This window comes from Actinoplanes sp. NPDC023936, from assembly GCF_040639325.1.
GTDB lineage: Bacteria > Actinomycetota > Actinomycetes > Mycobacteriales > Micromonosporaceae > Actinoplanes.
On sequence record NZ_JBEZZR010000044.1, the window covers coordinates 50,638 to 76,154 of the forward strand.

The following is a 25,517-nucleotide window of genomic DNA, read 5'->3' on the forward strand; positions in this document are numbered from 1 at the left end:
GCCCACCCCGCGTGCCCCACCCCGCGCGCGGAGTTCCGGCACGCTGCGACACCTGAACTCCACACGCAGGTAGCGTTATCGCGGAGCGTGTGAAGTTCGGGCGGCCGAGCCGTAGCGCAGGCAGGTTGTTCGGCCGGATGACATGCGCCAGCTACGGCTCGCGCGCGCCGGCCGTAGCACAAACATGTGATCACGCCCGGATAGCATGCGCCCCCTACGGCTCGCGCCACCCGGCCGTAGCACAAACATGTGATCACGCCCGGATAGCATGCGCCCCCTACGGCTCGCGCCACCCGGCCGTAGCGCAGGCAGGTATCCGGCTCGATGACCTGCGCCAGCTACGGCTCGCGGAGGGCGACGAACGCGGCCAACCTGCGCCAGCTACGGCTCGCCGAGGGCGACGAACGCCTTACCTGCGTGGACTACGGCTCGCGAGGAGACGGGCGTGCGGAGGTTGACCGGCCCGCGCGCTCCGCACCCCCACTCCACACGCTCAACGGGGGGGTCAGCCGACGATCACCTCGGCGGAACCCTCCGTGCGGCGGGCCAGCAGGGTCACCCCTGCCTCGAACACCACGAGCAGGATCACGATCACGAACAGCCCGGTCCACGACGACCAGATCAGCGCCGCCAGCACTGCCACGATCACGCCGCCGATCCGGATCGGGTCGAGATTGCGGGCCGCGAAGCCCGGCCCGTGCGCCGTCACCGCACGCCCGCCGACGGCCACGCCGCGCCAGGCGGCCACCGCGCCGCGCCGGGTCTGGCCGCGCAGCCACCGGGGGAACCGGCCGGGCCCGGCCAGGTACCCGATCAGCGCGAGCAGCACGCCGATCACGATCAGCTGGACGCCGCGTTCGCGCAGCACGCTGAAGACCGTGGTGACGGTGGCGTCGACGCCGTCCCGGTAGACGCCCTCGGGGACGGCCTCCAGGATCTCCCGGCGGACGGCACGCAGCACCACTGTGACGGCGACCGCGGCGATCACCAGCCAGACGCCGAGTTGCACCATGGTGCGCCGGCGGCGGGGCGAGATCGCGAAGGCCGCGAGCACCAGCAGAACGGTCAGCACGACAAATCCCACTAAATACCGTTTAGCCGCGACCACTGCCTGCTGGGCCTCGTACAACTGCCCCGCATCGTAGACAGTGAACTGCGCGAAGTTCGGCGGCAGCGTGACACCCACCGCCTCCTCGATCCGCAGCCGCAGATTCGGCGGGATCTCCCCGCTGCTCAGATCCGGCAGCGTGATCTGCTTGCCGAACATCGTGGGCAGCTGCGCGCTCAGCTCCCGCAACACCTGGTTGATCAGCGGCAGCAGGTCGATCTGGACGCTGTCCGAGGTGGTCGTGATCACCTCCGAGCGTCCCTCCAGGACGGCCAGGGCCCGCTGGTGCAGCTGCTGGTTGAGCGACACCCAGATGGTCTGGAACCGGTCGCTCGCCAGCACCGTCCGTACCGTCTTGTGCACCTGCTCGCGCAGCTGCCCGGCGATCGGCCCGGCCACGAACGCGGCCTGCGGCGGCAGCACGTCCCGCAGCCGCTGCTGCACGTCGACGACAGCGAACAGCTCGGTCGTGGCGTACTCGGCGACGGCCGCGTTGATCCGCGGGTCCTCCGGCAGCGGCGCGACGGTCGCCACCCAGCGGTCCGTGTTCAGCGTGGTGCGCGCCGCCCACAGCCCCACCACGCTCGTCACCAGGCAGAACGCCGCCAGCACGACGAGCACTGCGGCGAGGCCCGAGCGGATGGACCGGGCCACCGGCCGCCGCCGGGGGCGTGCGTCCAATTGGGCGCGCAACGCGGCCACTTCCGCTTGGAGACGCGCGACCTCCAGATCATCCGGTACGGAAGAAGCTCCCTCGACCGCAGCCGAAGCCGTCCCCGAGCGCTCCGGTTCGTCCGGCTCGTCCGGACCTGCGAGGTAGGACTCACCAGCCGGGATCGTCATCTGACCCTCCTCGAGTCGCCCGCGGCAGGACTCGCCGACGGCACAGCGCCGACCCTCCCCGACGGGTGCGCCGGCCACCTCACCCGCCGCGGATGAACCCCGAAGTGGCACTCAGTTCATCCGCGGCGGGTGAGCCTGCCCGGCGCGGAGTCGAGCACGCTGAGGCAAGCGCCTGCGCCGTGGAGGTCACGCACATCCCGGGAGCGCCGGGACACGGCCGGATCCGGACCGGAACGACGATCTGAGGAGACTGTTGATGCCAGACGAACTACAGGACATGGGTCCGATCGACTACCTGTGTTTGGAGTTCCCGGACGGGAGCCTGAAAGGAACCGCCTTCCCGCTGCTGCTCGACCTGGTGGACCGGCACATCATCCGGGTGCTCGACCTCGCGTTCGTCCGCAAGAACCTGGACGGCACGGTGACCGCCATGGAGGGCCGCGACCTCGACCTCGAGGAGCTCGGGGCGTTCCACGGGGCAGCGTCCGGCATGCTCGGCGGCGACGACCTGCGCGAGGCCGGCGAGGTGCTGACGGCCGGCTCGGCCGCGGTGATCCTGGTCTACGAGAACACCTGGGCGGCGCCGCTCGCGATCACCCTGCGGCGCAACGGCGCGCAGTTGGTGGCCGGCGGCCGGATCCCGGTGCAGGCTCTGCTCGCCGCCCTGGACGAGACCGAGACGGCGTTCGTCCCGGCCGTCTCCCAGCTGGGCGGGCGGTGATCGACATGCCTGGTCTGCTGAGGGGTATGGCCCGCACCGCCGTGGTCGCGGGCACCGCGACAGCCGTTTCCAACCGTGTCTCCCGCCGCCAGGCCGGCCGCTGGTCCCGGCAGGCCGAGGAGGAGGACATGCGCCAGCAGTACGAGGAGCAGCCGCAGCAGCCGCAGTACGCGCCGCAACCGCAGTACGCGCCGCCGCCCGCCCCTGCGCCGGACCCGATGGCCGTGAAGATCGAGCAGCTGCAGAAGCTCGGCGAGCTCAAGACCCAGGGTGTGCTGACCGACGCCGAGTTCGACGCGCAGAAGGCCCGCATCCTCAATCAATAGGGAACCGGTCTCGCGCCGGCCGTCGCAGCGCATGCCCGCGCGGCGGCCGGCGCGTCCGCGTGCCCGTGCCCGTGCCCGTGTCCGTGTCCAGCGTGCGATCCGGCCCATCGGGGTGGCATCGGCTCGCACCGGAACGCAGGTCCCGGATCACCGTGGTCCTCGCCAGCTTGTCGTGCAGGCCCTGGTGCCGGCGGTCCACCAGCAGCCAGAGCGCGATGATCGGGAGATAGGCCAGAAGCAGGCCCCGGACCACCGCGGACACCCAGCCGATCGGCCGGCCGTCGACCCGGACCACCCGCAGGCCGAGCAGGGCCATGCCCGGCGTGCACCCGGCCAGCAGCCAGAACAGCGCGCAGTACATCGCCATGAACGCCGGCAACAGGATCAGGTAGGACGAGACGACGACCTGGCCGAGCTGACGCGCCTCCGCGCCGATCACCGACGCGACCATCGAGAACACGGTGGCCGACCCGCCGGCCAGCAGGGCGATGAGGAACGCGTCGGCCGCGTACGCCATCGACCGGCTGACCACCCCGCCGTAACCGTTCACGACGACTCGGGGCCGCCCCGGCGGGTCATCCGCAGGGTGAGCCGATCCACCGCCGCGTCACCGGCCGCAGCGCCGCTGCGCACCCGGCCGACCATCTCGCCGACCACGGTGTCGCGCTGACTGCGGACCAGGCCCTGTATCCGATCCGGCTCCTTCTCCAGCATCCCGAGCATCCGGTCCGCCTGGACCTCGACGATGCGGTTCACCAGCGAGGACGTGGCGATCGCGGTCATCGCGGCGTCGATCGCGCCGGTCACCGCGCCCTGTCCGCGCTGCCGTTCCGCCGCGCCTCGCCGGCGCAACCTCTCCAGCTTCTCCCGGATCTCGTCGGCGTGCGGCTGCAGGTTCACCTGAAGGTTCGACTGCAGGGTCTGGCGCGGCGTGGCGGCCCGGAACCGTTCCACCACCTCGGCGGTGCTCTCCCGGGCACGGATCGCGGCGCCGAGCGCGACGTCGCCGAAGCGCAGCAGTCCCAGCATGCTCATCGCGAACCCCTCACTCCGGTCTTGCGACCCGGGACTGCCGCGCGGATCTCCGGGCGGATGGTCGTGCTCCTCATCGGTCGCGCCCCTCAGCGATACTGCTGCGGGTAGGGACGCGGCGCCTGGCGGGGCGGGATCAGGATGGTCGCCGACCGGGCCACCCCGGAGATCAGCGAGCCGATCGCCACACCGAGCACCAGGTTGAGCCCGGCCGTGTAGATCCGGGCGCCGAGGCTGCCGTCGGTGACGAACGGCGCCAGCATCGCCACCACCGTGCTCAGCCCGACCACCCAGCCGAAGAACCGCATCGGCCGGGGCGTCGTCAGGATCAGCGCGTGCACGATGCCGGTCGCGACCAGGGCGGCGAGCGCGGCACCGAGGGCGTACCAGCCGGTGCTCGCGTCACCCCAGGTGCCCTGGCCCTTGGGCGCCAGCACGTCGATGTCGAAGAGACCCCGGCCGAACAGGATGCCGGCGATGGCGATCAGGGCCGCGACGGCGGCGGTCGCGGCGCCACCGGCCCAGAGCTTGCCGCCGTTCACCGCCGGGCGCGGCGTCGGATCGAGCGGTGCGTTCATACCGGTCATGCCGTCCTCCGGGCGGTCGGGGATAACAGCCCCGAGCCTGGATCCACGAGCCCGCGGGCGCCTCATCCGGCGAGGATGAAAGCGACAGCGCTGAACGATTCCGGGTCCCGGCCCGTACTGGACTGCGGCACGCCCAACTGAGGGAGGACACCGTGGCACGGACCGGAATCGACACGTCGATCCTGCACAAGGGAGCGCACAGCGCGTCCTACTTCGACCTGGCCCGCGCGGCCGGCGAGGGTGCCGAGATCGTCGACTTCTGCATTCCGTGCAACCCGTACTTCCCCACCCCGGAGATGTTCGACGAGCTGAGCCGGGACCTGAAGAGCATCCTCAAGTACTACCCGTCCGACTCCGCGACGATCACCAAGAAGCTGGCCAGCGTGCTCGGCCTGCACCCGCAGACGGTGGCGATGGCGAACGGCTCCACCGAGCTGATCACCTGGATCGACCACCTGATGGTCAAGGAGAGCCTGGCCATCCCGATCCCGACGTTCGGCCGGTGGACCGACCAGCCCCTGGAGACCGGCAAGCGGGTGGACATGTTCCCGTTGCAGGAGCGGGACGGCTTCCGTCTCGACCTCGAGGAGTACGTGGAGTTCATCCGGGAGCGCAAGTCCCGGGTCGCGGTGATCTGCAACGTCAACAACCCGGACGGCAACTACCTGCCGCGTCGCGACGTGATCCGGTTCATGGACGCGCTCGGCGACCTCGACCTGGTGGTCGTCGACGAGTCGTTCATCGATTTCTCGGACGCCGAGCGCTACCCCTCGGTCGGCCCGGACGCGGTGATCCGCCCGAACGCGGTGGTGCTGAAGAGCCTCGGCAAGAACTTCGGCCTGCACGGCATCCGGTTCGGATATCTGCTGGCCAACCCCGCGATCGCCGGCAAGATCGGCAAGATGCTGCCGAAGTGGAACCTCAACTCGCTCGCCGAGAAGGTCGTTCACATGATCTCCGACCACGAGATGGAGTACGAGGAGAGCCTGCGCCTGCTGAGCCGGGACCGCCGGTCGATGGCCCGCGAGCTGAGCCGGGTGCCGGGACTGACCGTCTTCCCGTCGCAGGGCAACTTCTTCCTGGTGAAGCTGCCCACCGAGTGGTCCGGTGTGGCGCTGCGCGACTATCTGGTCGCCAACCACGGCATCATGACCCGCGAGTGCGGCAACAAGCTCGGCATGACCAGCCAGTTCATGCGTCTCGTGGTGCGGCCGACCGCCGACGTGGACCGGCTGGTCGACGGGATGATGGAGTACGCGCAGCGGTTCCACAACCGGTCGGTCTACGACACCGAGCCGCTCGAGCAGGCCGGCCGGCGCTGGGCCGACACGTCGTACGAGGAGCAGGCGGACAACCTGATCCCGTACCCCGGTCACCGCACCGGCGAGTACACGGCTCGGAGGGCCGCGGTGAGCTGACACGCTCAGTTCGCCCCGTTTCCAGCCGATTGGTCCCTGGACACGTCGGTTCCGGGAGGACGGGGCGATGACCTATCGCAGGTCGCTGATGCGCACCGGGATCTTCACGGTGGCGTACGCGGTCGCGACCTACGCGGGCCGGGCCAGCATCCTGGACGACTCCGGCTTCGGCCTGGTCTGGCCGGCCGCCGGTGTCGCGGTGATCTGGTTCTGCCGGCAGCGGGGGGCCCCGCTGCGCTGGCTGGACCCGCTGGCGCTCGCCGTGGTCACCGTCGTGGTGAACACCAGCACCGGCGCCACGCCGGCCATGTCGGTGATCTTCGTGGCCACGAACCTCGCTCAGGCGTACGCCTTCACGTGGTTGATCGGCCGCTGGCGACCCGCCCTCTGGGGCGCCGGCGGCACCGAGCCGATGCGCAGCCCGCCGGATCTCTGGGCGTTGCTGGCCGCCGCCTCCGGCGCCACCCTGACCAGCGCGTTCTTCGGACCCGGCCTGGTCTGGCTGGCGATGAGCGACTACACCTGGACGGCGACGTCGGTGTGGCTGTCCCGCAACATCGCGAGCATCCTGGTGGTCGGCGCGGTCGGCTTCTGCCTCGGGCCGGCGCTCAGCCGGGGCCCGGCCGCCTGGCGCGAGTCCGCCGATCGGGTACGGCGCATGCGGCGCGGCCGGATCGCCGAGTACGTCGCGCTGGTGGTCTGCTCGACCGGCGCCTACCTGGCCGGCTTCGCGTACAGTCACGGCCTCCCGCTGGCGTTCCTGCTGATCGGCGTCACGGCCTGGGCCGGCACCCGGCTGGCGACCTCGTTCGTGGCGCTGCACAACCTGATGGCCGGGATCATCGTGGTGCTCTTCACCCTGCACGGGACGGGGCCGTTCGCGGAGATCAGCAACCACGCGTCCCGGGCCGTCGTCGCGCAGCTCTTCGTGTCGCTCATCGCTTTCATCGGCCTCGCGCTGGCGCTCGGCCGTGACGAGCGCAGCGCGCTCGTCGTCGAGCTCGCCGCCGAGAAGGCCGAGCTGGCGATGCAGCGGGAGCAGGCCTCGCAGCGCGCCGAGCTGCTCCGGGCGATCATCGATTCGACAGCGGACGGCCTCGCCGTGGTGGACGAGGAGGGCCGGGTGACCCTGCGCAACCCGGCCGCGTCCCGGCTGCTCGGCGGTTACACGAGCCCGGCCGGCCAGCCCGCCCGGGCCGTTCATTCCGGCTTCCATCACCTGGACGGCACGCCGCTCACCGACGAGGAGATGCCGCACGCCCGCGCGCTGGCCGGCGAGGTGCTGGAGGACGTCTACATCCTGGTCCACAATCCGGGCGTGCCGGAGGGCCGGGTGATCAGCGTGCGGGCCGCCACGCTGACCGACGGCACCGGCCGGCGCAGCGCTGTGGTGCTCTTCCACGACGCGACGGCCGAGCGGCGGCACCGCGACGAGCTGACCAACTTCGCCGGGGTGGTCGCGCACGACCTGCTCAACCCGGTCACCACGATCGAGGGCTGGAGCGACTTCGCCGGCGAGGCGCTGGACCAGCTGCCGGACGGCCCGGAGGTGGCGGAGGCGCGGGACGGCCTGGCCCGGGTGCACCGGGCGGCCCAGCGGATGCGTGCGCTGATCGACGGGTTGCTCGCGTACACGACGGCACGGGACGCGACGGTCGCCACCGTACCCGTCGATCTGGGCCATGTGGTGACCGAGGTGACAGTGGCGCGGCTGGACGCGGCGATCGCGGCCGGGCTCCCGGTGCCCCGGTTCATCGTCGGCGACCTGCCCCGGGTGCAGGCCGACCCGGTGCTGATCCGGCAGTTGCTGGACAACCTGATCGGCAATGCGATCAAGTACACCGCGCCGGGTGTGACGCCGGAGCTCACCATCACCGCCGAGCCCGACCACGACCTGGTACGGGTGTGGATCGCGGACAACGGCATCGGCATCCCGGCCGGGCAGCACGACGCCATCTTCGGCAACTTCCACCGTGCCCACCGCGGCGCCACGTACGCCGGCACCGGTCTCGGTCTGGCGATCTGCAAACGGATCGTGGAACGGCACGGCGGCACGATCGGCGCGGCCGACAACCCGGCCGGCGGATCGATCTTCACGTTCACGATCCCGCCCGGCCCCGGATCCGCTCAGTTCGACTTCCCCCGGGCCGAAGAGCAGTCGTGGAGGGAACCGCGCCGATGAGCCAAGATCCGGACGAACCCGCACGACTGGCCGCCCTCCGGTCCTACCAGGTCCTCGATCGTCCCCGTCCGGTGGTCCTCGACGACCTCGCCAGGCTCGCGGCCGGCATGTTCGGCACCCCGATCTCCGCGGTCTCCCTGGTCGACCGGGACCGGCAGTGGTTCGCCGGCCAGGTCGGCCTGGCCGAGGCGGAGACCCCGCTGGCCGTGTCGTTCTGCCGGCACGTGGTGCCGGCCCGGGCGCCGCTGATCGTGCCGGACGCCACCCGGGACACCCGGTTCGCCGAGTACGCCAACGTCACCGGCGCGCCGGGCATCCGGTTCTACGCCGGCGCACCGGTGATCGACGAGGAGGGCCATGTCCTCGGCGCCATGTGCGTGGTCGACACCGAGGCCCGCGAGATCAGCGACCGCCAGGTGGACACCCTTGTCACGTTCGCCCGGCAGGCCGCCGGGCACCTGTCCGCGATGCGCGGCCGGCTGCGGGTGGCCGATCTCGGCGACGAGCTGGCACGCACCGCTGCGCGCGAGGACGACCTGGTCGCCACGATCACCCACGAGCTGCGGACACCCGTCGCGATCATCCAGGGTTATCTGGAGATCCTCGGCGACCAGGAGGGCCTGGAGCAGTACCGCCGGCTGATCGACCCGATCCACCGCAACGGCCGGCGTCTCGTCGAGATGGTCGACCACATCCTGGCCGGCACCCGGCCGCCGGAGGCGCCGATCCCCGCGCCGGTCGAGACGGTCGACCTGAACACGGTGGTCGCGGCCGCCCTCACGTCGTGCCGACCGCTGATCGCGCTGCGCGGCGGCCCGGTGGACGTGGCCCCGGCCGCGCCGGTCCTGGTCCGCGCCGACCTGGCCCGGCTCGCCCACGCGGTCGAGCAGCTGCTGCGCAACGCGCTCACGTTCACCCCGGCGGACCGGCCGATCACGGTACGGGTGGAGAGCACGCCCCGCCCGGCGATCGAGGTCCGCGACGGCGGGACGGGCATCCCGGAGGACGAGCTGCCGCTGGTCTTCGACCGCTTCCACCGCGGGCGGCACGCCCGGGAGCGAGCGGTGCCCGGTGTGGGCCTCGGGCTCACCATCGCCCGTAACATCGTGCGCGCGCACCGCGGCGACCTGACCGTGCGGAACACGGCGGACGGCGTCTCCGCCCGGATCCGCCTGCCCGGCGCCCGCTGAAGGACCGGGCGGACGACCGTTACGGTGAGAAGATGGACCGGCCCGGTGCGATGAACCTCGGCGACGTCGTCGCGGAGATCGTCCGTCGGCTCGGCGAGCAGCAGCGGGTGGTGCCGGAGTACATCGTCCGCGATGCCGTGGAGGCCGCCCTGAGCCGCCGCTTCCCCGGCGCCACGCCGTCCGCCTCGGTCCTCGTGCCGGGTGAGATCGCCGGTGAGCTGATCGAGGGTTTCTGCGCCGGGGCGACGACGAGCGAGGACGACTCGGCCACCATGCCCGCCGTGCTCAGCGGCGACGAGACCGGCCGGTTGATCACGGCGCTCGGTCTGGCCGTACACGTGGCGGCTTTCAATCTGGACCGGGACCGCCTGCATGTCGCCCAGATCTTGAACGGCGCGGCGGCGGCGCTGGTGGCGCTCGGCGCCGCCGAGCGTGCCGCGCACGCCGACGGCACCTCCGCGGTGCTGCTCTCCCCCGCCACGCTGCGTACCGTGCGGACCACGGTGGCCGGCGTGCTGCAGGGCACCGAGAGCCGGGGCTGGCAGGCCCAGCATCTCGATCAGGACGCCACCAGCGCCCTGTTCACCGGGGTTCTCGTGATGCTGGGCGCGGTGCCCTAAGTCCTCCCGGATCGCAACCGATCAGGATCTTGTGGCCGCTACCAAGGACCCCGAACGCGTCGCCGCGGTCCACGCCACCGGCGTGCTGGACAGTCCCGAGCCGCCCGGTCTGCGCCGCCTCACCCGGCTCGCGTCCCGCCTGGTCGGCAGCCCCACCGCGCTGGTCTCCCTGGTCCTCGACGACCGGCAGGTCTTCCCCAGCCAGGTCGGCCTGCCCGAGCCGTGGGCCGAGCGCGGGCAGACGCCGCTGTCGCACTCGTTCTGCCGGCACGTCGTCGACGACGAGGCGCCGCTCGTGGTCAGCGACGCGCGGCTCAGCGACCGGCTGAGGGACAACCTCGCGATCCCGGAGATCGGGGTGATCGCGTACGCCGGGATGCCGATCCGGGTCGACGGTCAGACGCTCGGCTCGTTCTGTGCCATCGACGGGCAGCCACGCGACTGGTCCCCGGACGACCTGGCCGTGCTGGAGGACCTGGCGGCCGCCGTGTCGACGGAGATCGCGCTGATCCGGGCGGCCCGGCACGCCGAGGAGACGTCCGCGGTGGTCCGGCGGATCCTGGAGGTGTCGCAGGACGCGTACATCTCGATCGACGCGTCCGGTGTGGTGCTGGAGTGGAATCCGGCCGCCGAGACGCTCTTCGGCCGGTCCCGGGAGGAGGCGGTCGGCGCCGATCTGGCCGGGCTGATCATCCCGGCGGAGTTCCGCGCGGCGCATCACGCCGGGCTGGCCCGGGTTCGCGCCACCCGGCAGTCCACACTCACCGGCAAACGCATCGAGCTCCCGGCGATGGACCGGGACGGCCGGCGTTTCCCGGTCGAGTTCACGGTGCAGGCCACCCAGCACGACGGGCGCGTGGTCTTCCACGCGTTCCTGCACGACATCAGCGAGCGCAGCGCCGCCGCGAGCCAGCTGCGCCGGCAGGCCGAGCTGATCGACGCGGCGCCGGCCGCGATCATCGTGCGCACCCCCACCGGCAAAATCACCTTCTGGAACAAGGGCGCCGAGCAGATGTACGGGTGGCCGGCCGCCGCCGCCGTCGGCCGCAACATCCATCGTCTGCTCGCCACGGTGTTCCCGGACGACGAGGCCGCGATCGAGCGCGCCCTCCACGAGGAGGGCCGCTGGGAGGGCCAGGTCACGCACCGCCGGGCCGACGGGCGGACGCTTACCGCGCTGAGCCGGCACGTGGTCCGCCCGGACGCCGGCGGGGCGAGCCCCGAAGTGATCGAGACGAACACCGACATCACTGAGCGCCGGCGGGCCGAGGAGCGCCTGGAGGCGAGCGAGCGGCAGTTCCGGACACAGTTCCACCAGTCCACCGTGGGCCAGGCGATCGTCGGGCTGGACGGCGTGATCCGGCACGTGAACGAGGCGTACGCACGGATGATCGGGCACGCGCCGGAGGAGCTGATCGGCCGCCGCAACGAGGACTTCACGCACCCGGACGACCATGCCGAGGGCATCCTCATGACGGCCCGGCTCTTCGCCGAGGAACAGGACTCGTACGAGCGGACCAAACGGCTGATCCACGCCGACGGCCACCCGGTCGACGTGCACATCGGGGTCCGGCTGGTGCGCGACGCGGACGGCGCGCCACTGCACCTGATCGGCGTCATCCAGGACATCACCGCGCGGCTGCGCGCGCAGCGGGAACGGGACGCGGCCCAGGCCGTGCTCGCCGAGCGCAACGCCCAGCTGGAGCTGGCGAACAGCGAGCTGCAACGCGCCAACCTGCTCAAGCTCGACCTCATGGGGATGCTCTCGCACGACATCGGCACGCCGCTGACAGCGATCCTCGGTTACGGCGAGATGATGGTGGAGAGCGACCTGCCGAAGCCCCTCGCCGGGCCCACCGAGAAGATCATGAAAGCCGCCCGCCGGATCGACGAGCTGCGGCACAACGTGCTGTCGATGTGCACGCTGAGCGAGACCCGGCTGCGCACCGAGCGGCACCCTGTCCGGCTGGCCGAGGCGCTGCGGGACGCGCTGGACGCCGCCGACCAGGTCGTCCCGCTGCACTGCCCGCCGCAGGCAGCCGTGCTGGTCAACCCGGCGCACCTGCGGCAGATCGTGGTCAACTTCCTGACCAATGCCCGCAAGTACGGCGGCGGGGCGACCGGGATCGTGGTGACCGCCGGCGACGAGACGACCCGGATCGCGGTGCTCGACCAGGGTCCCGGCGTGCCGGAGGCGCTGCGCGAGCGCCTGTTCGACCGCTACACCCGGGCCGGTGGCACCGCGGCCTCCGGGCACGGGCTGGGCCTGCACATCGTCGCGAGCCTGGCCGAGGCGAACGGCGGCTCGGTCGGCTATCAGCCCGGTGACCCGGCCGGGAGCGTCTTCTGCCTGACGCTGGAGAGCGCTGTCTAACGGGCCCGCGACGCCCACTGGTTCTCCAGCGTGCGCGCGTACGCCGACCGCCCGGCCGGCAGCGTGAACGACATCCTGGTCCCGCTGCCGTACGGATTCACCATGGCCTCGATCGTCCCGCCGTGCCGTTCCACGATCCGCTTGCAGACCGCCAGCTCCATCCCGTTGCCCCGCTCGTCCCGGCCGCTGTGGAAGCTGGTGAAGACGTCCCGCCGCTGGCTCGGCGACAGCCCGATGCCGTTGTCCAGGATGTCGATCCGCAGCATCCCGTTCGGCGCCGGCTGGCAGGAGACGCCGACATAGGGCGCCACTCCCGGCGGCATCGGCCCGAGCGCGTTGTCGATCAGGTTCTCCAGCAGCTGCCGGGTGAGCACCGGATCCGCCTCGACCGCCTCCATCGGGCCGATCTCGAAGTACGGCGGCGCCGAGCCGGTGCTCTCCGCGAGGTCCCACCGGCTGTTCACGATGTCGCCGAGCATCAGGGACAGGTTCACCGTGGTCGGCATCAGCTTGCCGTCGCGGGCCGCGGTGTAGGCGAGCAGGCCGTTGAGGAACGTCCGCATCCGTGCCGCCGCCCGCTGGATCCGGCCGACCCGCTCGGCCGGCTGGTATCCGGCCAGCTCCTGCTCCAGGACCTCGGCCCAGCCCTCGATCGTGGTGAGCGGATTGAGCAGGTCGTGCGCGACCCGCCCGGCGAACGACATCAGCTCGTCGCGGTGCCGCCGGTCCGCGGTGACGTCGTGGAAGACCACCACCACGTGCTGCGGGCCGTTCGCCCGCATGGCGATCCGGGCCACGTTGAACCGGACGACCCGCCCTTCCGGCACCGCGGCGTTGCGGACCAGCACGTCCATCGGCGGCACGTCCTCGCCGGCGAGGGCCCGGGCGTAGGGCAGGTCGGCGTCGGCGAGCGGGGTGCCGTCCGGGTGGAAGAACCCGTAGTCGCTGCCGAGCGCCACGCCGCCGCCGACCGTGTTGACGTTGCCGATCAGCCGGCCGGCCGCCGGGTTGCGCAGCACCAGCCGGCCGTTCTGGTCGAGGATGGCCAGCCCCTCGGTCATCGAGTTGACGATCGTGGTCATCATGCCGGCCTTCTCGGTGGCCTCCTGCTCGGAGACGCGGAGCCGGGCGATCAGCTCGTCGCGCTCGTCGCGGCTCAGCGCCAGGGCGAGGCCGACGACGGCGAGGATGACCGTGTACATCTCGATCACCAGCAGCCGGGTGTCCGGTGCGGCGATCTCCGCGTACGGCCCCCAGCCCTGCTGGGTGAAGATCGCCGCGGCGCAGCCGAACAGCAGATAGTGGCCGATCGCCAGGATCGTCGGCATCCGGATCGCGGCCCACGCGGTGAGCGGGAGCAGCGCGAATCCGATCGGCAGGTCGTGGTTGACGGCGAACGTGTAGTAATACGCACCGGCCGAGACGACGAAGATGGCCACGCATTCCAGGGCACGGTTGCGCGGCAGCGCCGGTCGGTCCCGGCGGAACAGGTAGCCGGCGTGCCGGACCGCGACACCGAAGATCAGAACGCCGCCGACGTCGCGGACCACCCGTGCCGCGAACAGCAGGGTCATGCCGTCCTCACCGAGCCGGCCGCCGCCGAGCAGCTCGACGCAGGACGCCACCGTGGCGGCGAGCGTCGCGGCCAGCAGCAGCCGCCAGAGGTCGGCGAGGCTCGCGATCGGGCGGCCGCCCTCCGGGCCGGTCCAGACGCCGGGCAGCAGCCGGGCGCTCGCCACCGCGAAGGCCATCGCCGCCAGCACCGCCGCGAGGGCGTGCACGGCCGCCGCCTGGACGCCGGCCCGGTCCACCAGCAGGCCGCCCACTGTCAGCGCGCCCAGCACTGCCACGTCGAGCCATCGCCAGCGCGAGTCCCAGCGGACCACCAGCCAGACCGCCGCCACACCGGCCGCCGGCCACACCACCGGCTCACCGGCCAGCATGGTCTCCCGGCCGACCAGGAGGGTGAGCAGGTAGAGCGCCGCGAAGCCCGCCGTGCTGGGAACGGACATCCTTGTCACACCCGCCTGTTCGGCACGTCCGGCGATTTGCTGAACGATATAGCCATTTCGATATATAGATGAGGTGCGGCTTCCCGCCTACGCTCTCCCCAAAGCCGAGTGACGAACGTCAATACCCCCCGGACGTTCGCCGGCAGGCGTGAGAGAGGAAGAACATGGCGATTCGACGGCACGGCCGCATCCTGGCCGCAGGTCTGTTCGCACTGGCAGCGGTCGCGGCGGCAACACCGGCGCAGGCCGCGGCACCGGTGCTCGGGCAGATCCGGCTGGCCGGCTCCGCGACCGCGGTGGACGGCAGCTACATCGTGGTCCTCAAGTCCGGGGCGCAGCAGGCGTCCCTGAGCAAGGCCTACGGCGCGTCCGTCAAGCGCAGCTTCGGCAAGGCGCTCAACGGGTTCGAGGCCACCATGACCGAGACCCAGGCCAAGCGGCTGGCGGCCAACTCGAAGGTGGCGTACGTCGAGCAGAACCAGGTCGTCTCCCTGGCCGCCACCCAGACGAACGCCACCTGGGGCATCGACCGGATCGACCAGCGCGCGCTGCCGCTGAGCACCACCTACACGTACCCGACGACCGCCTCGAACGTCACGGCCTACATCATCGACACCGGCATCCTCTACAGCCACAGCCAGTTCGGCGGCCGGGCCCGGGCCGGATACGACGCGGTCGGCAGCGGCGCGGTGGACTGCAACGGCCACGGCACGCACGTCGCGGGCACTGTCGGCGGCAGCACGTACGGCGTCGCGAAAGCCGTCAAGCTGGTCGGCGTCCGGGTGCTGAGCTGCTCCGGCAGCGGCACCACGGCCGGCGTCATCGCGGGCGTCAACTGGGTCACCTCGAACGCGGTCAAGCCGGCGGTCGCCAACATGAGCCTCGGCGGCGGCGTCAGCAGCTCGCTGGACACCGCGGTCGCCAACTCCATCGCCTCCGGCATCACCTACGCGGTGGCGGCCGGCAACTCGAACACCAACGCGTCGAGCTCCTCGCCGGCCCGTGTCGCCTCGGCCATCACGGTGGGCGCCACGACCCGTACCGACGCCCGGGCCAGCTACTCCAACTACGGCAGCGTGCTGGACATCTTCGCGCCCGGCTCGTCGATCACCTCGGCCTGGTACACCGGCACCTCGGCCACCAACACGATCAGCGGCACCTCGATGGCCGCGCCGCACGTGGCCGGCGCGGCGGCGCTCGTGCTGTCCCGCAACCCGAGCTACACCCCGGCTCAGATCGCCTCGTCGCTGACCAGCAGCGCCACCCCGAACGTGGTCACCAGCCCCGGCTCGGGATCGCCGAACCGCCTGCTCTTCGTGGTGCAGTAACGGGTTACGCCATCGAAGGGGCTCGCTTGATCAGCGGGCCCCTTCCCCGTGCGACGAGATGACCAACGTGTTTGTGACGGCCGACCCTGGTGATCATCATCATCACTGCCGTACGGCATTTCCGTACCTGATCCGCGGTTCTATTAAGTGGATCAAGGAGCGTGAAATGATGACCGAGCAGGGACAGCACCGCGTCGTCATCGTCGGAGCCGGATTCGGCGGCAAGTACGCCGCCCGCGCGCTGCGCAAGGCAGACGCCCGGGTGACGATCCTGAACGGGACGAACCACCACGTGTTCGAGCCGCTCATCTATCAGGTCGCGACCGGCCTGCTCTCCCCCGGCGAGGTCGCCACCCCGGTCCGCGAGTTCTTCCGCGGCCAGCGCAACACCGAGGTGCTGCAGGGCTGGGTGACCGACGTCGACGTGCGGAGCCGCACGGTCACCGCGGCCGGCGCGGACGGGACGCCCTACCAGGTTCCCTACGACACGCTCATCATGGCGGCCGGCGCCGGGCAGTCGTACTTCGGCAACGACCGGTTCGCCGAGTTCGCCCCCGGCCTCAAGAGCATCGACGACGCCGTCGAGCTGCGTGCCCGGATCTTCTCCGCGTTCGAGATGGCCGAGCTGGAGACCGATCCGGCCGCCGCCGGGCGCTGGCTGACGTTCGTCATCGTCGGCGCCGGCCCGACCGGCGTGGAGCTGGCCGGCCAGCTCGCCGAGATCGCCCGCCGCACGCTGCCCGGCGAGTATCGCCGGATCGACCCGGCGAAGGCGCGGATCGTGCTGGTCGACGCGGTCGACCGGGTGCTGCCGACGTTCTCGCCGCAATCGTCGGCCGCCGCCGAGAGGCGTCTCCGCGCCATCGGCGTGGAGGTCCGGCTCGGCACCAAGGTGGTCGACATCGACGCCACCGGCGTGACCTTCGAGACGTCGACGGGTACCGAACGCCTGGCGGTGATGACCAAGATCTGGAGCGCCGGCGTCGCGGCCGCGCCACTGGCCCGCCGCCTCGCCGAGGCCACCGGCGCACCGGCCGACCGCGCCGGCCGCATCCAGGTCAACCCGGACCTGACCGTCCCCGGCCACCCGGAGATCTTCGTGATCGGCGACCTGATGAGCCTCGACCGGCTGCCCGGCGTCGCCCAGGTCTCCATCCAGAGTGGTAAATACGTCGGCCGGACCATCCGGGACCGGCTCACCGGCAAACCGGCGGGCAAGCCGTTCCACTACTTCGACAAGGGCAACATCGCCACTGTCGCCCGGTTCTCCGCGGTCGCCGACCTGCGCGGGCTGCGGCTCAGCGGGCTGGCCGGCTGGCTGCTCTGGCTCGGCGTGCACTGGGCGTACCTGCCGAAGGGACGCAACCGGGCCAGCTCGCTGGTCCGCTGGGCGGTCGCCTTCCTGGGCCGCCGCCGGCCGGAGCGGGCGGTCACCAGCCAGCAGATCAACGCCCGGGCCGCCCTGCGGGAGGCCACTGCCACCGAGGCCGCCACCCCGCCGCCGGTCCCGATCAGCTCGTAGGGCCCGATCAGCTCGCAGGGCCCGGCCAGCTCGTAGGGCCCGGCCAGCTCGTAGGGCCCGGCCAGCTCGTAAAACCGGTTCGGCGAAGGGCGCTCCCGGGTGCTGCTCTCAGCAGCCCCGGTCCGGCGTCGAACAGGTAAGGGTGAGCCGGAAGCGACCGGGTACCGCGGCCCTCAGTGCGCTGGTGGCCGCGATCGGTTGTGCCGTCACCCTGGCCGTGTTCACCGCGCTGGTCCGGCGGGAGAGCTCGGCGGCCGAGGTGCAGATGGACCGGCGTACCGCGGCGGCCGCCGAGGCGGTGCGCTCCGAGACCCGGCGCTACGTGGAGATCCTGCGCACCACGGCGGCCGCTGCCGGAGCGCAGGAGACCCTGACCGCGACCGAGTACGACCGCATCGTCCAGCCGCTGAAGACCATGAAGCTGGCCGGCGCCACCGCGATCGCCCTGGTCGTACCGGCCACCGACGACCAGGTGGCCGAGCTGCAGGAGCGGTGGCGGCGGCTCGGCGCGCCGGACCTCACCCTCGCCCCGAAGGGCAGCGGCGAGCACGCGTTCGTGGTGGCCGGCGTCTCGCTGGACGGCACCCGCCCGCTGCGGGGCGTCGACATGACCCAGGCCGTGGCGCCGGCCGAGGCGTTCGCCCAGGCCCGCCGGACCGGCCAGCCGGCCGTCTCCGACACCTACCAGCTGCTCGTCGACCGAGACCTGCCCTCGGCCCAGCGGCAGCACTCGTTCGTGATGGCCGCGCCGGTCTTCCACGGGGTCGAGCAGCATTTCCTCGGCTGGGTGGTGCTCGGTGTGCGCGGGCAGAACTTCATGGGCGACACCCTTCAGCACGCCGGACAGGGCCTGCTCGACCTGACGCTGACGGTGGCCGGCGCGGATCGGCGCGAGGTGACGGTGGCGGAGCTCGGCGCCGCGTCGGAGGGCGAGCGCGACCTGGTCCGTACCGTCGACATCCCGGTCGCGGACAAGAGCTGGACGCTGCGGGCGAGCGCGCCGGCGGCCGGGCTGCCGGGCGCCCGCAGCGCGTTCCCGCTCTCCATGGCCTCCGGCGGCCTGGTGCTGACCGCCCTGCTCAGCGCGCTCGTCTGGGTGCTCGCCACCAGCCGGGACCGGGCCCGCGTGCAGGTCCGTGCCGCCACCGCCGAGCTGCGGGCCGGCGAGGCCGCGAGCCGCCGCCAGGCCGATCTGCTCGGCGCGGTCCTGGACGGGATCAGCGACGGCGTGGGCGTGGTCGGCCCGGACGGCCGGTTCCTGCTGCACAACCCGGCGGCGATCCGGATGCTCGGCAAGGGCAACCCGGAGGCCGGGGTGGAGTCCTGGCAGGGGCACTACGGGCTCTTCCGGGTGGACGGTGTCACCCCGTTCGACACCGCGGAACTGCCGCTGGTCCGTGCGCTCGCCGGGGAGGACAGCGACCAGGTGGAGATGATCATCCGGCACCCGGCGTATCCGGAGGGGCGGGTGATCAGCGTGTCGGCCCGCCCGATCGAGACCTCCGCCGGGGAGCGCGGCGCTGTCGCGGTCTTCCACGACATCACCGAGCGCAAGCAGGTCGAGACCGAGCTGCGCGGCTTCGCCGGTGTGGTGGCGCACGACCTGAAGTCCCCGCTCAGCGCGGTACGGGGGTTCGCCGAGCTGATCATCGACGCCCTGGACGACGCGGAGGCCGGCAGCCCGGACGCCCTCCGGGAGGCGCGCCACAGCGCCGGCAAGGTGATCAGCGGGGCGGGCCGGATGGAGAAGCTGATCAGCGAACTGCTCGACTACGCCGCCGCCCGGGACGCCACGCTGCGCCTCGGCGAGGTGGACCTGCGCTCGCTCGTCGACGACGTGGTGACCGCCCGGACCGACCATCTGGGCGGCCCGGATCTGCGGCCGGACATCTTCGTCGGCTCGCTGCCACCGGTGCAGGCCGACCCGGTCCTGCTCCGGCAGGTGATCGACAACCTGGTCGGCAACGCGATCAAGTACACCCCGCCCGGTCAGGCGCCGCGGATCGACATCACCGGCCGCCGGGAGCCGGACGGCGGCGTGCGGGTCCAGGTCGCCGACCGGGGCATCGGCATCCCGGACGGCGAGCACGCCCTGGTCTTCGACAGTTTCCACCGGGCCAGCAACGGCGTCGCCCATCCGGGTACGGGTCTGGGGCTGGCCATCTGCCGCCGGATCGTGGAGCGGCACGGCGGCCGGATCGAGGCCGCGCCCAACCCCGGCGGCGGGACGATCTTCGCCTTCACCATCCCCGCCGCAGGTCAGCCGACATCGAACCTGGTAGGGGTTGTGTGATCACGTGCACATAATCTAGATCGCCTTGTTGCTCTATAGGAATTGTGCCAACATCTCGGACCATGCCAATGAGCAATTTTCAACCCGACATCGGGCCTGAAGCCGCCGGGCCGCTGTCCGGCACCGGCAAGCGAGGCCCTCGCCGGGTTGAAAAAGGCTCAGTGATCCTGCATTGGTTCCTCCCCACGACCGGTGACAGCCGGTCGATCGTCGGCGTCGACGATCGAGGTGGTCACAGCACGCACACTTCCGCCACCGAGAAGGCGTTCCGCGCGCCGGACCTCGACTACCTGATCGACGTCGCCCGCGCCGCCGAACGCAACGGGTTCACCGGCGTGCTCACGCCGACCGGCACGTGGTGCGAGGACGCGTGGCTGACCACCGCGGCGATCGCCCAGCACACCCGTACCCTCAGGTTCCTCGTCGCGTTCCGGCCCGGCTCGCTGTCGCCGACCCTGGCCGCGCAGATGGCCGCGACGTTCCAGCGGATCTCCGGCGGCCGGCTGATGCTCAACATCGTCACCGGCAGCGACGCGGCCGAGCAGCAGCGCTTCGGCGACTGGCTGGACAAGGACCAGCGGTACGCGCGGACCGGCGAGTTCCTCAGCGTGCTGCGCGGCGCCTGGGACGGCCCGTTCGACTTCACGGGCGAGCACTACCGGGTCGCCGGCGCCCTCGCGCCACGCGCGTTCACCCCGCCGCCGATCTACTTCGGAGGCTCGTCACCGGCCGCCCTCGACGTGGCGGCCGAGCACACGGACGTGTATCTCACCTGGGGCGAGCCGCCCGCCGCCGTGGCTTCCAAGATCGCCGCGATCCGGGAACGCGCGTCGCGCACGATCAGATTCGGCATCCGCCTGCACGTCATCACCCGGGACACCGCCGAGGAGGCCTGGGCCGTCGCCGGGTCCATGCTGGACGCCCTCACCCCGGAACAGATCGCGAAGGCGCAGAGCTCGCTGCGGCAGGCCGAATCGGTCGGCCAGCAGCGGATGCTCGCCCTGCACGGCGGCAAGCTCGACGCGCTCGAGATCTACCCCAACCTCTGGGCGGGCGTCGGCCTGGTCCGCCCCGGCGCCGGGACCGCGCTGGTCGGCAGCCACACCGAGGTGGCCGACCGGATCGCCGAGTACCACGAGCTCGGGATCGACGAGTTCATCCTCTCCGGGTATCCGCACCTGGAAGAGGTCTATCACGCCGGCGAAGGGCTGATCCCGGAACTGCGCCGTCGCCATCTTCTTCTGGGGAGCACCAATGAACCGTCGTGATCTGCTTCGTCTCGCCACCGGCGCGTCCGCCGCCTCCCTGCTGGCCGCCTGCGCCGGCCCCGGGGGCGACTCCGCCGACAAATCCGGCAAGTCGGATACCCTGTCCTTCGCCCACTGGCGGGCCGAGGACAAGGAGGTCTTCGAGAAGGTCATCGCGGGCTTCACCGCCGCGAAGGTCCAGCAGGACATCTCGCCCTCCAACGACTACCAGAGCACCGCGCTGCAGAAGCTGCGCGGCGGCAGCGTCGGCGACGCGTTCACCGCGTTCCGCGGCGCGCAGTTCCTCGACCTCGCCGGGGCCGGGGTCTGGACCGACCTGACCGGGCAGGCTCTCGTCCAGAAGTACGAGCCGGCCCTGATCACCGCGGGCGCCCGGGACGGCAAGCAGCTCGGTGTCCCGTACCAATTGGTCTTCAACACCCCGCTGGCCAACACCGACCTGATCAGCAAGGCCGGCGTCAACGCCGCCCCGAAGGACTGGGACGGCTTCCTCTCGCTGCTCGACAAGCTGAAGAGCCAGGGCGTCACGCCGATTGCCTGGCCCGGCGGCGACGCGGCCAACGCCGGGCAACTGCTCAACGTCATGGTGGTCAACAACGCGCCGAGCGACGACGCGCTCGGCAAGATCGAGACCGGCGAGCACAGGGTCACCGACGACTGGTTCCTCACCGTCCTGAAGCAGTACCAGCAGCTCGCGCCGTACTTCCAGACCGGCGCGACGGGCACCAGCAGCGACGCGGCCGTGGCGCTCTTCGCGCAGGGCAAGGCGGGCCTGCTCGCCACCGGCTCGTTCCAGGTCGCGGGCGTGCGCAAGCTCGGCGCCACCTTCCCGATCGACCTGCTCGCCCCGATCACCACGACCGCGGACAAGGCGAAGTACGAGGGCGTCTTCAACGCGACGTTCATCCTCGGCGTGAACGCGAAGTCCGGGAAACAGGACGCGGCGCGGGCCTGGCTCGAGCACCTCTCCGACCCGGCGGTGGCCGGCGTCTACGCCAACGGCACCGCGCAGCACGTCACGGTCAAGGGCGTCGAGTACACCAACGCCGACCTGAAGGCGCTCGCGCCGTGGCTGAGCCGGAAGACCGCTCTCGCGCCGCGCTTCCAGTTCAGCAACCTCGACGTCCGTGGCGCCGTGGAGAACGCGACGGTGCAGGTCGCCGGCGGCAAGAGCCCGGAGGAGGCCGCCGAGGCCGCCCAGAAGGTGATCGACCAGAAGAAATGATCTTTTTCAAGAACTGGCGTCTGCTGCTGTTCGCGGCGCCGGCGCTGGCCCTGTACGGCGGGTTCTTCCTGCTCCCGGCCGTACAGGGCCTGCGGTACGCCACCACCGACTGGGACGGCTACAGCCCGGCGTTCACCGACGTGGGACTGTCGAACCTGACGGACGTGGTCAGCGACGACGACCTGTTCCGCAACGCGCTCACCAACAACCTGAAGTTCCTGCTGGTCGTGGTGCTCGGGCAGACCGCCCTGGCTCTGCTGCTCGCGGTCCTGCTGGCCGCCCGCAGCCGGGCGTCGACGGCGTTGCGGGCACTGTTCTTCCTGCCCACCGTGCTGTCGTCGGTCTCCGTCGCGTTCATCTGGAAGTTCGTCTACGACCCGAACTTCGGCCTCGCCAACAGCCTGCTCGGCGCGGCCGGGCTGGACCGGTTCCAGTCGGCGTACCTGGGCGACGAGGCCACCGCGATCCTCTGGGTCGCTGTCGCGCAGATCTGGTTCCACGCCGGGCAGATGATGGTCATCTACATCGCCGGCATCAACCAGATCCCGGAGGAGCTGTACGACGCCGCGAAAACCGACGGCGCCGGCCGGTGGCAGCAGTTCCGCCACGTCACCTGGCCGATGGTCGCGCCCGCCACGGCGCTCGTCATCGCGTACACGAGTCTGCAGTCCTTCAAAGCCTTTGATCTGATCCTGGGCCTGGCCGGGAACCCGCCGCGGTCCAGCCTCGACGTGCTCTCCACCCGGATCTACACGACGTTCACGAACTCGCAGCTCGGTTACGCCGCCGCCGAGTCGGTCATCTTCATGGTCGCCATCGCGGCGGTCACCCTCCTGCAGAACCGAGCCGCCCGGATGGTGCACGGATGAGACGCGCTGTCCTCGCCCTGTACGCCCTGCTGATCGCCGTGCCGCTCGTGGTGATCGTCGGTGGCAGCTTCAAGACCACGCCCGAGCTGTTCGCGTCACCGTTCGGCCCGCCGTCGAACCCGACGCTCGACAACTACGTCACGGTGCTCACCAAACAGGACATGCTGCGGGTGCTCGGCAACAGCCTCACGGTCGTCGCCGTCTCCGTGCCGGTCACGCTCCTCCTGGGCAGCCTCGTCGCGTTCGCGGTGGCCCGGCTGCCGCGCTGGCCGTCCCGGATCCTCTTCGCGATCTTCGCGATCGGTCTGGCGGTGCCGGCCCAGGCCGTGATGATCCCGCAGTACGTGCAGTTCGACCGCCTCGGCCTGCGCGACAGCCTGACCGGGCTGATCCTGGTGAACATCGTGGTGACGCTGCCGATCGCGGTCTTCATCCTGGCCGGCTTCATGCGCACGCTTCCCGCCGAGCTCTACGAGGCGGCCGAGCTCGACGGCGCCGGGCCGTGGGCCTGCTATCGCCGCATCGCCGTGCCGGTCTCGTACCCCTCGCTCGCCGCCACCGCGATCTTCCTGATCGTGATGCACTGGAACGACCTGCTCTATCCGTTGCTCTTCATCGACGACCCGGACAAACGCACGCTCCCGCTGGCGCTGCTGGACTTCCAGGGCGAATACCTGACGGAATATCCGCTGCTCTTCACCGGGGTGGTGGTCGCGTCGCTGCCGATGGTGCTGGCCTACGCGTTCCTGCAGCGGCATTTTGTGGCGGGCATCACAGCCGGAGCCGTGAAGGGTTGAGGCCGGGCGAAGCGGGTAGGCCCCGGAGATGCCCGCTGACGAACCCGGCACGATCATGGTGTTCGCACCGGTGCCCCAGCTGACCGTCACCGTCGAGCAGCAGTCGGACGAGCCCGAACTGCACGTCCACCCCGGCGGCCAGGGAGTCTGGCAAGCACGGATGTGCGCCGGCCTGGGCGCGTCGGTCACTCTCTGCGCCGCCGTCGGCGGCGAGATCGGCGAGATCATCGCCCTCTTGCTGCAGAGCGAGCAGATTGAGGTACGTACGGTCCGCCGCTCGTCCGGCAGCGGATGGTACGTGCACGACCGGCGCGACGGCTCCCGTGACGAGGTCGCCCAGCACGCCGGCGAAGCGCTCGGACGGCACACCCTCGACGAGATCTACAGCGTCACCCTGGCGGCCGGGATGCGTACCCGGGTCAGCATCCTCAGCGGCCCGGCGGCGCCCGGCATAATCTCCCCCGACGTGTACCGGCGGCTCGCCGCCGACCTCGGCGCGAACGGCTCGACGGTGGTCGCCGACCTCTCCGGCGATCACCTGACCGCGGTCCTCGACGGCGGCGTCGACTTCCTCAAGGTCAGCCACGAGGAGCTGATCGACGCCGGCCGGGCCACCGGCGACAGCGTCGAGGAACTCGTCGACGCGGCCCACGACCTGCGCAAAAATGGCGCCGGATCGGTGCTGATCAGCCGGGCCGGCGAGCCCGGCATCGCCCTGATCGACGACGAGGAGCCGCTGCTCGTGGAGCTGCCCACCCTTCAGGTGGTCGACCACCGGGGCGCCGGCGACTCGATGACCGCCGGGGTCGCCACCGTGCTGGCCCGCGGCGGCAAGCCGCACGAGGCGGTACGCACCGGCGCGGCGGCGGGCGCCCTCAACGTCACCCGGCACGGCCTCGGCACCGGCCGCACCGAGGCGATAGCCGAGCTGACCAAGCGAGTCCGCCTCACCCCGATCACTTAGCTCACCGGCGCGGCACCCCACCGTCCACACGCGCACGCTACGGCCCGCGAAGCCACCCAGCTTAAGTTGATCACGGCTGCGAGCTGCACATATGCCTGTGGAATTCGGGCCTGCGGGGTAATGCTCGCCGGGGTGGGGGCCGTCCCGCAGTCGCGCCGTCCCGCAGTCGGGTCGTCACGCAGTCGCGCCGTCCCGCAGTCGCGCCGTCCCGCAGTCGGGTCGTCACGCAGTCGGGTCGTCACGCGGTCGCGAGGGTTGCCGTTGGGGCGGGTCGATCGGCCCGCCCGGCCTGCCCGGTTCGCCTGTTCCGCCCGGTTCGCCAGGTCATCTGGTTCGCCACGTCGCCCGGATCGACCTGTCGCCCGCCGTTTCGCCCGCTGGGTGCACGGATCGCCTCGTCTGCGGCCGGGCGGCTCATCGAGCCCACGCCGCGTCACGTTGGGTGACTGTCCACGGGGAGCACTACGGGGTGTGCGGCATTCTGCGGGGCCTCCCACGTCCGCGGCTTTCCGGAAAGCGCCGGCTTTACCCCGGATGCCAGCACACCAGGTGACGATCCGGGGTAGTTGGCGGCTGCGAGGGCGACCGCTTCACTCGGACTAGCCGCTCACCAGCCCCGACTCCAAGATCGACTCCGGCTAAGTGGCATTGCGCAAACCTCAGCCGTACCCAGCGCAGGTCATCCGCGCCGGAAACATGCGCACACTACGGCTCGCGACCCCGAGCCGTACCCAGCGCAGGTCATCCGCGCCTTGGAGTCAATCAGTGGTTGCAACACTCGATTGATCAGGGGTTTTGATGGGGAAGATGGTGCCTCGTGGGGTGCAGGTGCGGTTCT

Annotated in this window: 20 protein-coding genes; 15 read left to right on the forward strand and 5 right to left on the reverse strand. The window is 71.3% G+C overall.

The annotated features are described in order from the left end of the window. Positions 1–505: 505 nt before the first annotated feature. Positions 506–1,951 (reverse strand): hypothetical protein, encoded by a 1,446-nt coding sequence (locus tag AB0F72_RS36280; RefSeq protein WP_360441584.1) that lies wholly within the window; start codon positions 1,949–1,951, stop codon positions 506–508. A 256-nt stretch (positions 1,952–2,207) separates the two neighbouring features. Between AB0F72_RS36280 and AB0F72_RS36285 the strand changes: the two genes are divergently transcribed. Continuing rightward, a complete protein-coding gene (locus AB0F72_RS36285; protein WP_360441587.1) occupies positions 2,208–2,672 on the forward strand; it encodes a DUF6325 family protein in 465 nt (154 codons plus the stop codon). A 5-nt stretch (positions 2,673–2,677) separates the two neighbouring features. Continuing rightward, positions 2,678–2,998 carry an SHOCT domain-containing protein gene (locus AB0F72_RS36290; RefSeq protein ID WP_360441590.1) on the forward strand — a complete coding sequence of 107 codons (321 nt, stop codon included), beginning with the start codon at positions 2,678–2,680 and terminating at the stop codon, positions 2,996–2,998. Here AB0F72_RS36290 and AB0F72_RS36295 read toward each other — a convergent pair. The 3 genes from AB0F72_RS36295 to AB0F72_RS36305 form a co-directional block, all read right to left on the reverse strand. Beyond that, positions 2,988–3,548, reverse strand: coding sequence for an RDD family protein (locus AB0F72_RS36295; RefSeq protein ID WP_360441593.1), 561 nt, complete (start codon positions 3,546–3,548; stop codon positions 2,988–2,990). The two genes, AB0F72_RS36290 and AB0F72_RS36295, sit on opposite strands and share 11 nt — an antisense overlap. Then, the gene (locus AB0F72_RS36300) at positions 3,545–4,033 is read right to left on the reverse strand and encodes a hypothetical protein (protein ID WP_360441596.1); all 489 of its coding nucleotides are present in this window, start codon (positions 4,031–4,033) and stop codon (positions 3,545–3,547) included. The genes AB0F72_RS36295 and AB0F72_RS36300 overlap by 4 nt, the downstream gene beginning before the upstream one ends. Positions 4,034–4,119: 86 nt before the next feature. Then, positions 4,120–4,617 (reverse strand): DUF6069 family protein, encoded by a 498-nt coding sequence (locus tag AB0F72_RS36305; protein ID WP_360441599.1) that lies wholly within the window; start codon positions 4,615–4,617, stop codon positions 4,120–4,122. A gap of 152 nt (positions 4,618–4,769) precedes the next feature. Here AB0F72_RS36305 and AB0F72_RS36310 point away from each other — a divergent pair, with 152 nt between their 5' ends. The 5 genes from AB0F72_RS36310 to AB0F72_RS36330 all read left to right on the forward strand — a co-directional run bounded on the left by AB0F72_RS36310 (position 4,770) and on the right by AB0F72_RS36330 (position 12,401). After that, a complete protein-coding gene (locus AB0F72_RS36310) occupies positions 4,770–6,035 on the forward strand; it encodes a histidinol-phosphate transaminase (protein WP_360441602.1) in 1,266 nt (421 codons plus the stop codon). A 67-nt stretch (positions 6,036–6,102) separates the two neighbouring features. Further along, on the forward strand, positions 6,103–8,217 hold the full coding sequence (locus AB0F72_RS36315; RefSeq protein WP_360441605.1) for an ATP-binding protein: 2,115 nt from the start codon (positions 6,103–6,105) through the stop codon (positions 8,215–8,217). Continuing rightward, a complete protein-coding gene (locus AB0F72_RS36320) occupies positions 8,214–9,407 on the forward strand; it encodes a GAF domain-containing sensor histidine kinase (RefSeq protein ID WP_360441608.1) in 1,194 nt (397 codons plus the stop codon). Before AB0F72_RS36315 ends, AB0F72_RS36320 begins: the two co-directional genes overlap by 4 nt. 32 nt (positions 9,408–9,439) lie before the next feature. Further along, positions 9,440–10,027, forward strand: coding sequence for a hypothetical protein (locus AB0F72_RS36325; protein ID WP_360441611.1), 588 nt, complete (start codon positions 9,440–9,442; stop codon positions 10,025–10,027). 31 nt (positions 10,028–10,058) lie between these two features. Beyond that, positions 10,059–12,401, forward strand: a complete 2,343-nt coding sequence (locus AB0F72_RS36330) for a PAS domain S-box protein (RefSeq protein ID WP_360441613.1) — start codon at positions 10,059–10,061, stop codon at positions 12,399–12,401. Here the strand turns inward: AB0F72_RS36330 and AB0F72_RS36335 are convergent. Next, positions 12,398–14,413, reverse strand: a complete 2,016-nt coding sequence (locus tag AB0F72_RS36335; RefSeq protein WP_360441616.1) for an ATP-binding protein — start codon at positions 14,411–14,413, stop codon at positions 12,398–12,400. The genes AB0F72_RS36330 and AB0F72_RS36335 overlap by 4 nt on opposite strands. A 164-nt stretch (positions 14,414–14,577) precedes the next feature. Between AB0F72_RS36335 and AB0F72_RS36340 the strand changes: the two genes are divergently transcribed. The 8 genes from AB0F72_RS36340 (at position 14,578) to AB0F72_RS36375 (ending at position 24,679) form a co-directional block, all read left to right on the forward strand. Next, positions 14,578–15,741 carry a S8 family peptidase gene (locus AB0F72_RS36340; protein WP_360441619.1) on the forward strand — a complete coding sequence of 388 codons (1,164 nt, stop codon included), beginning with the start codon at positions 14,578–14,580 and terminating at the stop codon, positions 15,739–15,741. Between the two features lie 166 nt (positions 15,742–15,907). Then, positions 15,908–17,263: an NAD(P)/FAD-dependent oxidoreductase gene (locus AB0F72_RS36345; RefSeq protein WP_360441622.1), complete on the forward strand. Its 1,356-nt coding sequence runs from the start codon at positions 15,908–15,910 to the stop codon at positions 17,261–17,263. 142 nt (positions 17,264–17,405) lie between these two features. Then, positions 17,406–19,556, forward strand: a complete 2,151-nt coding sequence (locus AB0F72_RS36350; protein ID WP_360441625.1) for an ATP-binding protein — start codon at positions 17,406–17,408, stop codon at positions 19,554–19,556. A 161-nt stretch (positions 19,557–19,717) separates the two neighbouring features. Beyond that, the gene (locus tag AB0F72_RS36355; protein ID WP_360441628.1) at positions 19,718–20,824 is read left to right on the forward strand and encodes an LLM class flavin-dependent oxidoreductase; all 1,107 of its coding nucleotides are present in this window, start codon (positions 19,718–19,720) and stop codon (positions 20,822–20,824) included. Continuing rightward, positions 20,811–22,049 carry an extracellular solute-binding protein gene (locus tag AB0F72_RS36360; RefSeq protein WP_360441631.1) on the forward strand — a complete coding sequence of 413 codons (1,239 nt, stop codon included), beginning with the start codon at positions 20,811–20,813 and terminating at the stop codon, positions 22,047–22,049. The genes AB0F72_RS36355 and AB0F72_RS36360 overlap by 14 nt, the downstream gene beginning before the upstream one ends. Then, complete coding sequence (locus AB0F72_RS36365) at positions 22,046–22,918, forward strand: sugar ABC transporter permease (RefSeq protein WP_360441634.1); 873 nt, start codon at positions 22,046–22,048, stop codon at positions 22,916–22,918. Before AB0F72_RS36360 ends, AB0F72_RS36365 begins: the two co-directional genes overlap by 4 nt. Further along, a complete protein-coding gene (locus AB0F72_RS36370; RefSeq protein WP_360441637.1) occupies positions 22,915–23,715 on the forward strand; it encodes a carbohydrate ABC transporter permease in 801 nt (266 codons plus the stop codon). The genes AB0F72_RS36365 and AB0F72_RS36370 overlap by 4 nt, the downstream gene beginning before the upstream one ends. A 28-nt stretch (positions 23,716–23,743) precedes the next feature. Further along, positions 23,744–24,679, forward strand: coding sequence for a PfkB family carbohydrate kinase (locus AB0F72_RS36375; RefSeq protein ID WP_360441640.1), 936 nt, complete (start codon positions 23,744–23,746; stop codon positions 24,677–24,679). Positions 24,680–25,517 lie beyond the last annotated feature (838 nt).

Coding starts and splice junctions, on each gene's coding strand:
- AB0F72_RS36320 (WP_360441608.1), top strand. CDS start 8,214: ATGAGCCAAGATCCGGACGAACCCGCACGACTGGCCGCCCTCCGGTCC.
- AB0F72_RS36360 (WP_360441631.1), top strand. CDS start 20,811: ATGAACCGTCGTGATCTGCTTCGTCTCGCCACCGGCGCGTCCGCCGCC.
- AB0F72_RS36300 (WP_360441596.1), bottom strand. CDS start 4,033: ATGAGCATGCTGGGACTGCTGCGCTTCGGCGACGTCGCGCTCGGCGCC.
- AB0F72_RS36375 (WP_360441640.1), top strand. CDS start 23,744: ATGCCCGCTGACGAACCCGGCACGATCATGGTGTTCGCACCGGTGCCC.
- AB0F72_RS36340 (WP_360441619.1), top strand. CDS start 14,578: ATGGCGATTCGACGGCACGGCCGCATCCTGGCCGCAGGTCTGTTCGCA.
- AB0F72_RS36305 (WP_360441599.1), bottom strand. CDS start 4,617: ATGACCGGTATGAACGCACCGCTCGATCCGACGCCGCGCCCGGCGGTG.
- AB0F72_RS36370 (WP_360441637.1), top strand. CDS start 22,915: ATGAGACGCGCTGTCCTCGCCCTGTACGCCCTGCTGATCGCCGTGCCG.
- AB0F72_RS36315 (WP_360441605.1), top strand. CDS start 6,103: ATGACCTATCGCAGGTCGCTGATGCGCACCGGGATCTTCACGGTGGCG.
- AB0F72_RS36280 (WP_360441584.1), bottom strand. CDS start 1,951: ATGACGATCCCGGCTGGTGAGTCCTACCTCGCAGGTCCGGACGAGCCG.
- AB0F72_RS36345 (WP_360441622.1), top strand. CDS start 15,908: ATGATGACCGAGCAGGGACAGCACCGCGTCGTCATCGTCGGAGCCGGA.
- AB0F72_RS36335 (WP_360441616.1), bottom strand. CDS start 14,413: ATGTCCGTTCCCAGCACGGCGGGCTTCGCGGCGCTCTACCTGCTCACC.
- AB0F72_RS36325 (WP_360441611.1), top strand. CDS start 9,440: ATGGACCGGCCCGGTGCGATGAACCTCGGCGACGTCGTCGCGGAGATC.
- AB0F72_RS36365 (WP_360441634.1), top strand. CDS start 22,046: ATGATCTTTTTCAAGAACTGGCGTCTGCTGCTGTTCGCGGCGCCGGCG.
- AB0F72_RS36290 (WP_360441590.1), top strand. CDS start 2,678: ATGCCTGGTCTGCTGAGGGGTATGGCCCGCACCGCCGTGGTCGCGGGC.
- AB0F72_RS36285 (WP_360441587.1), top strand. CDS start 2,208: ATGCCAGACGAACTACAGGACATGGGTCCGATCGACTACCTGTGTTTG.